Source organism: Okeania sp. SIO2B3 (genome assembly GCF_010672525.1).
GTDB lineage: Bacteria > Cyanobacteriota > Cyanobacteriia > Cyanobacteriales > Microcoleaceae > Okeania.
This window is the reverse complement of the sequence record NZ_JAAHGH010000005.1, coordinates 495,368-507,678: the sequence shown is the minus strand read 5'-3', so window position 1 is coordinate 507,678 and position 12,311 is coordinate 495,368. Positions and strand designations below refer to the sequence as shown.

The following is a 12,311-nucleotide window of genomic DNA, read 5'->3' as shown; positions in this document are numbered from 1 at the left end:
TCTTATTTAATGATAAGACGGGGCGTATAAACTGCGCGGGAAAACGACGCAGATAGCCTAGAGATGAATTTCAACCAGAAAAATAATTGAGCAATACACGAAATATTTTTGGCGTTATAATTGTATCAATAGCCATGGGACACACGGTTAAACAAAAGCGCACCGCCTGCGAGTCAACGGTTTCCGAGGGCGTAAAGATGGAGCAAGAAAGCTTGTGGAGATGGTAGTAGCGGGGGTACAACTCAGTTTATTTGATTTGATTTGTTACCTAGCCCGAGAATCTTTGATACAAGAATCTCCCGTTATAATCGCTCTTATTTAACGGTGAGAGTTATGGATTAAGTATTTTGAAGTTTTGACAAAGTTCTGTCAACTTGAGAGTTTGTGGCTACTCCTGGTCCAATGTACTGTTCTACCAACATCAGTAACTCACTTTCTCCAAAAGGCTTGGTCAGGTAGTGCGTAGCTCCAACTATTCTGGCCTTAACCCGGTCTATAAATCCTTCTATACCAGTGAGCATAATAATAGGTGTTTGGCGAAATGCTGTAGAGTTACGTAGCATTGCACAAATTTCATAGCCATCTAGTTCAGGCATAGCAATATCGCATAGAATTAAGTCTGGCTTCATCAGAAATACTTCACCTAATGCTTTAAGAGGATCGCTTAAGCTACTTGCTTTATAACCATTCCGATTGAGAATTGATTCAACCTTTTCCCGAATAATTACATCATCATCAATACACACTACTTTCTGAATTATTGGTGGTGGTGGTAATGGCTCTGTTTTTTTGACTATTAGTTGCACTATCCCTTTTTGCACAAATGGATATATGGCCTTAGCTACTGTTAATACATCTCTGTTGAGATATCTAGCAATTTGCTGCATAGATGTATGGCCATCTGACCAATTTCTTAATCTATTATATATATGGGGTTTTAATGCTTTCTGTAACTGAGCTGGGTCTGAAATGACTGGACACTGTTCAGCAGACTGAATATATGGAGAAAACTGATTCCACTCTTGTATCTGCTTCATAATTTTGGCCAACAACGAGCTGATTTCAAAGGTTGTTAACTGAGGTGTGAGAGCTGGACTAAGATCGAAGATAAATGATCCTCGACGAAGACTTAGTAAATTAAAGAGAGTTTCACGAACCATATTATGTATAATTCCACGTCCCTGAGCTGGTGTCAGAATTCCTTTTTCAAGCATTGCCCATAAATATCCATATTCAGGTGCATGAACAGAGGCAAAAGAAGGAACTTTAATATTGTCAATCTCTTTATCTGCTTTGTAGCGACGTAAATAGTCTCTTAAACGAGATAAGCTACCCGCACTCTGGGTGGCATAGATGATTTGACCATTGAGAAAGAATACAAACCAAGATGGTTCTGTGGGGAAGTGGTGTTGGGGTTTGGCAACATTATTGTTAACTGGTGAGCTGTAAGACTCCACAAACAGTTCACCAGTTCGCTGACCTAACTCTATAAGTTGCAGGATGCTGCGGATATCAATTTCACTCAAATTTCCCTGCATGCAGCTTGTAAAATATAACTATAACTTTTGATGAACAATTTCAATTTATATATATCTAGGGAAGATTAAAATACCCTTTCATTTTTTCAAAAACAAGTAAGTATTATCATCAATGAGAATATGCTTTAAGATAGTTAATGTTATCTTAGGGAAAACTATCTAAACTATACTCTGATCTGACTACTTATGTTTCAAGCGCAGATGTCTAAATATCATAAGGCATTTGTGCAATAGTACCAGAGTTTATCGTATCTTATAAAGTAGATATAGCTAAAATTTTATGGTATTGCTATGCTTTATGTTACTTTTATAGTTGCTTTGTCAGATTAATAAAAATACATAGTGATTATGGAACATGATTTTTTACAATTATTAATTTTTCAAGTAATAAAATATTATTCCCAACTTCATACTGCCTACCTACCTATTATTTCAAAACCTGAGAAGCTATAGTTATACGCCTTGCTTTAATTATACTTTGATTCCTCACTTTTAGATAAAACCTCATAAAGCAAAATTTTATTAAGATATAGTTTACATGATTTTTATTACTTAAATTTATAATTTTTGTATGGCTACAAAAAATCATAAACATACTTATTAATAAATTTCAAAAATACAATTAATAGGGAAGTAATATAATACTATAATATAGTCATAATTAAAGGACTAAACTAGATTCTGAAGAAAAAATTTCAGTTAAAAGTATGTTGACTATATTATTGGGTTGCCTATAACCTAAAACAATAGTATCTTGATTAGAGTTAAGGAACGATAGAATACTACGATAAAATATATGGTTGTAAAACTTATCCTATAAGTAACTTAAGTAAAAAAAATTAATATTTCTTAAATTCAAAGCACTATAGTAATAGTCTTTGCTTTACTGGTAACATAAAAAACTACAAAAATCAAGCTTTTAGCATAGAAACCTCAAGAGGATAACAGTGTGCTGTATTTAGCAGAAGTACAAAAAAGACCAAGTGGTTTTGGTCTAGGTGGTGGTAAAACTGATTTGAAGTTACTAGCCTCTCAACGTGGTGAACATAATTGGGTGGCTGTACCTGGGGAAGAAGTTATTCCAGCTGATGAAGCTAAGGAATTTTCTCCTGGTTCATTAGTATTAGTAGATTTGAACAATAGTAAGCAGGTGCAGCAAATTCAAGATGCTGCCCGTCAGTTGGTAAAAATTCTGCAAAATTTCTCTCGCTCTCAAGAAAAATCTAAAACACAATGGGAGGAAATAGAGCAATGGAAAGCTTCTCTAACTTTTCAGGCCCAAGAATTGAATCGTAGAGAAATGGAATTGCAAGCTAAGGAAGAGCAGCTTGAAGAACTACAAGCCGAAATTGATAGATTGGAGCAACAACGTCAGGAAGTTAGTCAAGCTCAAGAAACATCTCAGCAACTTCAGGAACAGATAGAAAAAAACCGAGAAGAATTAGAAGCCACTCGTTTAGAATTACACAGACAACAAGAAGAGTTTGAGCAAAATAAGGGACAATTGTCTCAAGGAGCAGTTTTAGATGAAGACCAATCTCAGTATATTCGAGATGTACTGACTTGGTTGAATGAGGCGATCGCTCCTACAAATCTTTTGGGAGAAAAGTTAAGTCAGTCTCTAGAAATAGTTAGTTCTCAACAGGAAAGTCTAGAGCAACATGGACAACGATGGAAAGAACAGCCAACTACTAATTCTAGCGAAGAACAACAGGAAAATATAGAAAGTTTGGTTAGTCATGTCCAAAACCAATGGCTAGAATGGAGACAAGACAGGGAGTCTCTAGCCGAATCTATTTCTGAATTGAGGTCCCAACAAACTTTATTGGCAAGTAAGCAAGAGTATCGTCAAGTATTGAATAGTCAAATAGAGATACAGACACAACTTTATGAGCAACTGAGTCATCTAGCAACAACATTAGAAAATGATGGTATTACTCAGAAAGTAGATGTTGAAGCTCTGGAAAAAATTTCTCTTAATGAGTTAGAGCAATTGGTTCAAAGTTTACAACAAGACTTACAAAGAGATATGAGTTTTGTTAAAGACCAAGAAGAAGAATTGGCATTACAGCGGCAAGAAATGGATGCTTTGCAAAGAAGAATAGATCAAGCTACTGAATATGACAGAATTAGCTTAGAGTCAGAGCTTTCAGATGAACAAGATTGTTACAGAATGTTAAATGAATCTTTAGTAGGTTCCCAAAGAAATCTTAAGGAAAGACAAGAAATATTAAGTCAACATCAAGAGGTTCTCTGGCGCAGATTAGGTAGTTCTTCTGGCCAGCAACAGCAAAACAAAATAGACTTAAAGCCTACGTTATCACAGGTTGATGCTCAAAGGCAGCAACTGACAGAGAATTTACAAAGTTTAGAAGCTGAAATTCAACAGATACAAACAGATATTGCCCAAAAAGAAGAAGTTATTAATAGTCAGACTCAGCAACAAGAAGCGAAAAAAAATGAAATTGAACAGCTAGAGTCGAGTTTACGGGAAAAGCAGAAGGCAAATTCACAAGGAGGAAGTGGAGCTATTTATCAAGAAGTTATGTTACCTATGCAAGATTATCTTGAACAAGTCAGACAGCAACTAGAAGAAGTAGCAGGAGGAGTAAATCAAATACAGGGTATAGGGACACAGGTGGAGCAGTTACAGCAAGTCCTTGAAAATATAATTGGTCAACCGGATTGAAAAAGGCAGCTATGCTGAAGGCAGAAGAGAAAATTGCTTATGGATAATCTTCGACACGTCATATTTGTGTCTACAAAACCTAAGCAATTTTAAGCACTGTATAGACGGTGGGGTATTAAGCCAGTAAAAGAAAAGATAATGCGGGACTTATAGATCTCCGAACCACCCAATTGAAGAAGGCAGCTATGCTGAAGGGAAAGCAGTTACATCTTAAATTTGTGATTTATTCCTACAATAAAAAAATCCATCTTCCATAAAATCTAAAAATTAAACCTTTTTTATTATGTTTTTCTTCCCTATTCCCTATTCCCTATTCCCTGTATAGAATAATAAAATCCAAGGGTGTTGAACTTTGGCGATCGCTCCACCAGGAACTGGGTCTGTTTGAGAACGGTTAGGAGCATCAATTAGATTTGTTAGCTTTTCAATATGACTGAAGTTAGGATGAATAGGTAAGACTTTTTGTAAAATACGTCTTATTACTCTTCTTTGTAATGCTAGAGGAACTTCGCGTAATACTAAACGGTTAATATATTGAACCTGTTGAGACTCAAACTCAGAAATATTCAGATTATCTATATCTATCTTTGTCACTTTCTCCAATAGCTTTTCTGTCTCATTTTCAAGATAATCTACTTCTGCGCTTAGTATTTCTGCAGTTTGTGCCAGTGCTAGTTCAGCTTGAGGATTAAACTGGCGTAGCATAGGAAATAATTCGAGGCGGATACGGTTACGAGCATAACGTAAATCTTGGTTTGTAGAATCTTCCCAAATACCAATTTTTTGCTCTTGACAAAAGTTGCCTGTTTGACTACGAGTAATTTCTAATAAGGGACGTATCAGTAATATAGAAGAATTTTCTGTCAGAGGACGTTGCCAAGTCAAAGCTTGTAGTCCATCAGTACCACTACCACGAATTAAATTGTATAGGAGAGTTTCTGCGCGATCGCTAGCTGTATGGCCAGTTACGATATATTGACTATTGGACTCTAAAGCAATTTTACTTAAAGTTTGATAACGCCATTTTCTAGCTTCTGCTTCACTTTGATAAACTCGGTCTGCTACTCCCAAAAAGAATGGCAGTTGCCAATTTGTTGCTAAATTTTTCACATAATTAGCATTAGCTTCTGAGTCTAGTCGCCATCTATGGTCACAATGAGCTATTACTAAATACCAACCCCATTTTGATTGTAAATCTAACAGTAATTTAGTTAGGCTTATGGAATCTTGACCACCAGATACTGCGATTAATATTCTTTGGTTTTTTGGTAATAATTTTCGTTGACGTAATGTCTTATGTAGTTGGTCATGTAGTGATGTCCAGTTTTTATTTGGAGATTGATTTATATGGGACATAGCGTCATGTAGATTATTTAATTCAAAAAAATAAATTGAATGTTTTGAGCCACTGTAGTTAATTTTGCTTTAATATATTTCTGTGACACTCACTTGTTAAATCAGGTCTCGTTAATTTTTGTGGATATTTTGTGGTGTGAAATTTAATGGGAGTCTTTCTTAACATTAACTAGGATAGTGCTTTTTGCATTGTTGTTAATTTATTATCTAATATCTAAAAACCCCAACGTTGTAGTTATGAATATCTCTTTAGTTACTACCACCGAAGCTGCTTTTTTACTTAATATTTCTACTGGTAGGTTGCGGGAGCATTGACTTAATCAGAGAATAACGATATAATACGTTGAAAAGCATACTTTGACACAGACTGCACTCATCCAGATCACATATAAATGAAATCCATTAGAACAAAGCTGAAACTTAATAATAAACAGAAAACTCTGATGGCTCAACATGCAGGTTATAGTAGATGGTGCTACAACTGGGGTTTAAGTTTATGGAATGCTGCATATATTGATGGCTACAAGCCCAACTCTCGTAAACTCAGACAGGTTTTTACCAATCACACCAAACCCCTCTACCCCTGGATGAAAAACTTATCATCTAAAGTTTATCAATATGCTTTTATTAACTTGAGTGAAGCATTTAAAAGGTTTTTTTCCTGCGGAATGCTGCGCAAACAAGGTCTAGGAAAACGGCCACGGTTTAAGAAAAAAGGTAAACATGATTCATTCACAATAGACAATTGTGGAAAACCAATAGAATTAAACGGATGGAATCACAAATTACCTTTTATTGGTATAGTCAAAACTTACGAACCAATTGAAGCAACAACTAAAAAAATAACAATCAGCAGACAAGCTGGTGACTGGTATTTAAGTTGCAGCTATGAATTTACTCCGACTTCAACACCAAAAACCACAGAAGTTGTAGGTGTAGATTTAGGAATTAAGACACTAGCAACACTAAGCACAGGTGAAGTATTCAAGAGTATTAAGCCTTACAAAAAAGCGCAAAACAGACTGGCTAAATTACAACGACAACTGAGTAAAAAAGTAAAGCATTCAAGGAATTGGCACAAAGCAGTAGTCAAGCTAGCCAAACAACATAGACGAGTAGCTAACATCCGTAAAGATGCACTTGATCAACTGACAACTTATGTAGCCAAGAACCACGGCACTGTTGTGATAGAAGACCTAAATGTATCTGGAATGTTAGCCAACCATAAGCTAGCTAAATCAGATAGCAGATAGTGATTTTATGAATTTAGAAGACAGCTAGAATACAAGTGTCAATGGTACAATTGTGAATTAGTAATAGTTGATAGATTTTTTCCATCATCAAAAACTTGCTCTAATTGTGGTCATGTACAGGATATGCCTTTAAACATTAGAACTTATGACTGCCCAGAATGTGGTATATCAATAGACCGAGACTTTAATGCCTCAATTAATTTAAGGAATGCGGTCGGCTTGACCGTTGATGCCTGTGGACGGAGTGCTGCCGACAGTTCCGGTGGAAGCAGGAAGTAAACATTGAAATGTCACGCTATGTGACGTTTTATATCAGTTTTATGAAGCAGCGAGTATATTTTTCGGATGGAGATTATGGTCCGCCTCCTGAAGTGGTTCAGCAAAGAGCAAGATTCAATAATAAAAAATCAAAAGTCAAAAAGAGAAAGCCGAAAAAGAAGGGTAATAAGAGAAGAAATTAAACAATTTATATAAATAGTTCGCTGGAGAAAGAGGACTTTTGAGCAGTGTCTATGTTCTGTTCTATTTTTTGCTGTCTAGTTTTAGCTATTTATATAAAACAAAGATGTAGCGATCGCCAAAATAAGTCTCAATTTTATACTTAACTTTATAGTTTACCCTTAGAGGTTAATCAATCTAGTTAAGAAGCAATCTTAAAAAAGCAAAAATCTTATACCATAACTATATTATTGAAGTTAGGAAGATCAAAGAATTCAACTTTTTGCATTTAAAATATTGAGGTTTTGATATTTAAAACAAAAAGCCTCACCTACTCGTAGAGGTAGATGAGGTAGGCATCTAATAACATTAGTTAAAAAATTTTTGGATTATGTATCTAAACTAGCATTGTCATAGCAAGAGTAATAACTCGTTTAACTCCTTCCTTTACTATTTCAGTTACTACTGTTTCACTGCCTTTACTTAGTAGAGATTGACTCCAACTTTTGAGATTTTCTTTGAACGAAGGGTTTTGCTTGGCTCTATTTGCTAAATCTTCTGCTGCTTTCTGTTCCGCTTCTTCAGGGGAATAAGTTTTAGAAAGCTGGTTTAAAAGTTTCTGAATTTCTTCAGCAGTTTCCGTTAGAGATTGCTTTTGTTCAGGTGTATATTGTACAGTTTTATTGTTGTAAAAGCCACCCTCTACATTACCTGAGACAAAAGGTGAATCTATATTAGTTCCAATTTCGATATGACTTCCAGTCTTTGTAAAATCTTTTTTTGATAGGCTTATCTGACATATTTGACCTCCTTAATATTCAAAAATTTGCTTAATTAATTTCTAAACCTTGTTAACAACATCGCCAGTTACAGTTCCCCCAACAATAGGAGAACTAATGTTTTTTCCAATTTTAAAATTAACAGAACGGTCTATTGTCATTGTATCTAAAGTTTAAATTTATAACCTCGTTTTCTTCACCATTCATCACGTTGTATAACACTAAGATTACCTTCTTAATGAAGTCTTCACTCCGACTAACAAAAGTTCTTTTATCCCCTGAATTAGTGTAAATAGTCATACCATATCTTTCTGAAATTTTGTTGATATGCTGTTGATAAAGCAACCAAACACCTAAAGCAATAATTAAAGCTCCAAATATTCTTGCATATATGTCGGGAACAAGAAGCAGCATAAAACCCACAAAAGGCAAACTCCAATACCACTTAGGTGTCTGCTTCACAGTTGTACGGTTGACCAAACCAATACTTGTAATGTTGCGAATTTGATCAACAACATTCCCATATATTAAAGTTTTGCCTCGGATCTTAATAATTGATGTTTTAATTTCAACTTGCTCTGTTGATGTTGAATCGTCCAGTAAAAAATCACCAAGCATTATCCTACCTCATAGTAGTTCTGAGAATTCAGATAGAATGCACCATTAATAACTCTATTTTTAAATTATAGCAACACAATTCTGATGAATATATCTATTATCTATTCTCCTACAACTTCAAACTCAACTGCTCATCCGGCGGAGTAAAACCCAAATGCCTCCAAGCTGCAGAAGTCACAACCCGACCACGAGGAGTGCGCTGCATAAACCCAATTTGCATCAAATATGGCTCATAAACCTCCTCAATAGTTTGAGCATCCTCCCCTGTCGCTGCTGCCATTGTCTCTAAACCAGCAGGCCCACCATTATAGTTTTCAATCATCGTCCTTAATAAATTACGGTCTGTCCAATCTAAACCTAGAGGGTCAACATTAAACAACTCTAACGCTTCACTTGCTACCTCAGCATTTACAGGAGTCAACTTTTTCACTTCCGAATAATCTCTCACCCGTCGGAGTAAACGATTAGCAATTCGAGGCGTACCCCGGGAACGACGGGCAACTTCTTCAGCACCATCTTCTGTAATAGCCGTATTTAAAAGTTTTGCTGCTCGGAGAATAATTAGACTCAGTTCATCAACCTCATAAAAACGTAACCTCTGAATAATTCCGAAGCGATCGCGCAGAGGGGAAGTTAGAGACCCTACCCTAGTAGTTGCTCCGACTAGAGTAAAAGGTTTGAGAGGAATACTCCGAGTCTTAGCAGTTTTACCTTGACCCACTGTAATATCCAGTCGAAAATCTTCCATCGCCGGATATAGAATTTCTTCTGTCATTTTGGAAAGGCGATGAATTTCATCTATAAACAGAACATCTCCTTTTTGTAAACCTACTAGCAAACCTACAATATCTCTAGGTTTTTCAATGGCAGGGGCAGTAGTAATTTTACAGTTAACTTCCATTTCTGCTGCCAATATTAGAGACATGGTAGTTTTCCCTAACCCTGGAGGGCCATAAAGTAGCAGATGGTCTAAAGGTTCTTTTCTAGATTTTGCCGCCGAAATCGCAATATTTAATACTTCTTTGAGGTCTTTTTGTCCGATATATTCGGCTAACTTTTGGGGTCTGATTTTTTCTTCGTTGTTACTATTATTCTTGTCTTCAGCAGTTGCCTCTGCTTCTAATAAAGCTTCTATTTCGTCTGTTTCAGTTTTGGATTTTGATTTTTTGGTTTTATATGAACTTTTACTTTCTGAGGCTAAGAAAATGTTTTTATCTGGCCTTTCTGGTTGTGGAGATTGTTTTTTGGAAGATATTATGGCCATAACTGGGAAATGAGAGCTAAGTTATTTATTGACTATCATAGTTCATAAAAATATAGTCACAATAAGACATATCCTTATTTTGCAGGTGTTATCCTGACGCTCGTGTTAGCGCAGCTCCTCCGGAGGAGGCACTACAACACCACGCCAGTTGCTTCAAGTCGGGAAACCCGCAAGGGCGTACTGGCTTCTCTATCCCATAGTCAAAAACAAAAGGGAGCTGCTTTTCTCATAATGTTCAAAGAACCATTAACATCAGCATTAATTAATCCTTTGTTGGCGGTACGATACAAACCTCTTTGTCTTGATGCAGTCGCTCATGGGGGAAACCCCCAAGACCGCGCTGCATCGCTTTACTCTTTTTCCTGAGAAAGTGACTTGATTTTTCTGACCTTTTCTGTATACAGGAAGAATATCATTATCTATAAAACTTGCTTTTGAGGTATAAGATTCTTCTGTAATTATTACATCTATCCCTACCATCTTAGCTTTATAAGATAACATTTCTATTAACTTGTTATAGGGGACAGATACAAAATTTTGATTATTTTTCTTCCCTAGATTTATCTTCTGCTTCCAGTCTTCATTGTGCCCTATTATCAATGTTCCTATTTTCTGATTAGTTAGAGTATCAATAATCAAACGAGATGATTTATGAAGATAGTCATTGATTTTGAATTCTCTCTTATTACAAAGCTTTTTTAGTCTCTTACTTGATTGATTTTCTTGGAGTTGAGATTGTAGGAAGCTTTTGACTTTATTATAGTATTGATTTATAGATTTTAACGGTCTGCCATTTATCAAGATTGGTTTGATTCCGGCTTGATTAAAGATTAATGTAGCTAAGTTGTTTAATCCTATATCAATACTGGCACAACGATTTTTTTCTAACTCGTATTGTTTTTGAGTAGCTTCATAAATGACCTCTATTACATAATGATTAAGTCTAGGGACGAGACGAATTTGTTTAATTTGTGAAGTAGGTACTAATGTTTTTAGATAGATCCCTGTTTTACTGGGATTAATAATTCCTTGCTTTAATTGCCTCTTGCTGATAGCTTGTGTTGTATAAACTACAATATTTCTTCGGTGTTACTTTATTTTTATATCTAGGAAGACGAGGATGAGATTTAAACTTTGATGGCTTGGTGTTGATAAATTTTGTTCGCTGCTAAAAAGCTTTTCGGTGTTTCTATCTAGTATCATCAAGATTTGTTGAGATACTTTGGCTGGCATTGCTTGATAATCTGATTGGGTAGAGAGTGTTTTTTGCAGATCGTAATAGTCGAGATAAGTATTTTCAAATATGAAAGACTTACGAACCAAATAATTAGCATAATTATAGAGATTTTTCGACAAGAGACATAGTCGGTCAATTTCCAGATAAAACCGATGATTTTTTGTATGGGATATGTCTCTCAACTAATCTCATAAATCAAGGGGGTTAGATTATATTAATATTCGATAATTTAGGATTTTTTATGATTATTTAGTCTGGAATTATTAGCCAATTTAATTGTAGCATTAAATATCAGGCCTTTAGACTATATTTATGTACAATGTTTATCATACTAGAAAGTATATTTAAGAAAATGTCCCAAACTATGAAATCAACATCATTGTCCGTAAAAGAAAATATAACATTTGAAGAAGCACTCGCCCTGACTCAAGAAATAATGTCCGAGATGGAAACAGGCCAGCTATCGGCAGCAAAGATAGAAGAATTAATTGGAGATTTAGTCAAGAGGAAAGATACTGCTAGAGCATTTTTTGCTATTTATCTGAGAGACCCTAGACCTTTAGTAGATAATCCCTCACCATCAATTATCAGAGCCTTAGAATCATCTCCAGAAACAGTGACAGAATTATTAGTCAAAAGTCTGGCCATGTCTTCTGGAATGGTAGTCCACCATCAAAGAAATCAAGACCAAGAGGCAGCTAATGAATCACAAACAGTGCGATCGCGCATCACAAAACTAATAAAGAGCCTAAATATACCAAGTATACAAGGCAATATTCAGGAGCTATATCAAAGCATAACTACAGATCGAGGTAATTACAAAGACTTTCTCCAACAATGGGGTTACGACTGCGAACAATTAAAGGCCATTGAACAAGCAATAGAACCATTACTCAACTAGAAAATATTGTTTGAATTGACTTTAAACTTAAAAATATATCATGTATATCTGGCAACAACTTGAGATAGAAAAAAGTATTTTTGCCAATCCCCTGATATAATCTCAAAAACTGTAGCCGTCTGCTAGCAAAAAGTGATTAAACTGCTGATTGTTTAGTAGATGGAAGCAGTAGATTATATACACTTAACATGAGCAATTTTGCCTGAGTGTGGCGTAGAGGAGAAAACGGAAAATAGTA

8 protein-coding genes and 1 pseudogene are annotated in these 12,311 nt (G+C 35.5%); 3 read left to right on the top strand and 6 right to left on the bottom strand.

The features are described from left to right. Window positions 1-338 precede the first annotated feature (338 nt). On the bottom strand, window positions 339-1,538 hold the full coding sequence (locus F6K15_RS07655; RefSeq protein ID WP_293059237.1) for a response regulator: 1,200 nt from the start codon (window positions 1,536-1,538) through the stop codon (window positions 339-341). A gap of 949 nt (window positions 1,539-2,487) precedes the next feature. Between F6K15_RS07655 and hmpF the strand changes: the two genes are divergently transcribed. After that, the gene (gene hmpF, locus F6K15_RS07650; protein WP_293059234.1) at window positions 2,488-4,227 is read left to right on the top strand and encodes a pilus motility taxis protein HmpF; all 1,740 of its coding nucleotides are present in this window, start codon (window positions 2,488-2,490) and stop codon (window positions 4,225-4,227) included. Between the two features lie 303 nt (window positions 4,228-4,530). On the opposite strand, the gene tilS is transcribed toward hmpF, so the two are convergent. Continuing rightward, window positions 4,531-5,583: a tRNA lysidine(34) synthetase TilS gene (gene tilS / locus F6K15_RS07645; protein ID WP_293059231.1), complete on the bottom strand. Its 1,053-nt coding sequence runs from the start codon at window positions 5,581-5,583 to the stop codon at window positions 4,531-4,533. A 392-nt stretch (window positions 5,584-5,975) separates the two neighbouring features. Between tilS and F6K15_RS07640 the strand changes: the two are divergent. Beyond that, window positions 5,976-7,115: pseudogene (locus F6K15_RS07640) on the top strand (RNA-guided endonuclease InsQ/TnpB family protein). A 1,076-nt stretch (window positions 7,116-8,191) separates the two neighbouring features. Here F6K15_RS07640 and F6K15_RS07635 read toward each other — a convergent pair. The 4 genes from F6K15_RS07635 to F6K15_RS07620 all read right to left on the bottom strand — a co-directional run bounded on the left by F6K15_RS07635 (window position 8,192) and on the right by F6K15_RS07620 (window position 11,354). Next, window positions 8,192-8,671, bottom strand: coding sequence for a DUF6232 family protein (locus F6K15_RS07635; RefSeq protein WP_293059228.1), 480 nt, complete (start codon window positions 8,669-8,671; stop codon window positions 8,192-8,194). Between the two features lie 109 nt (window positions 8,672-8,780). Then, window positions 8,781-9,935 carry a Holliday junction branch migration DNA helicase RuvB gene (ruvB, locus tag F6K15_RS07630; protein ID WP_293059225.1) on the bottom strand — a complete coding sequence of 385 codons (1,155 nt, stop codon included), beginning with the start codon at window positions 9,933-9,935 and terminating at the stop codon, window positions 8,781-8,783. A 258-nt stretch (window positions 9,936-10,193) separates the two neighbouring features. Further along, window positions 10,194-10,904 carry an RNA-guided endonuclease TnpB family protein gene (locus F6K15_RS07625; RefSeq protein ID WP_375341051.1) on the bottom strand — a complete coding sequence of 237 codons (711 nt, stop codon included), beginning with the start codon at window positions 10,902-10,904 and terminating at the stop codon, window positions 10,194-10,196. 120 nt (window positions 10,905-11,024) lie between these two features. Then, window positions 11,025-11,354 (bottom strand): hypothetical protein, encoded by a 330-nt coding sequence (locus F6K15_RS07620; protein WP_293059222.1) that lies wholly within the window; start codon window positions 11,352-11,354, stop codon window positions 11,025-11,027. Between the two features lie 182 nt (window positions 11,355-11,536). Between F6K15_RS07620 and F6K15_RS07615 the strand changes: the two genes are divergently transcribed. Further along, window positions 11,537-12,073, top strand: coding sequence for a hypothetical protein (locus F6K15_RS07615; protein ID WP_293059219.1), 537 nt, complete (start codon window positions 11,537-11,539; stop codon window positions 12,071-12,073). Window positions 12,074-12,311 lie beyond the last annotated feature (238 nt).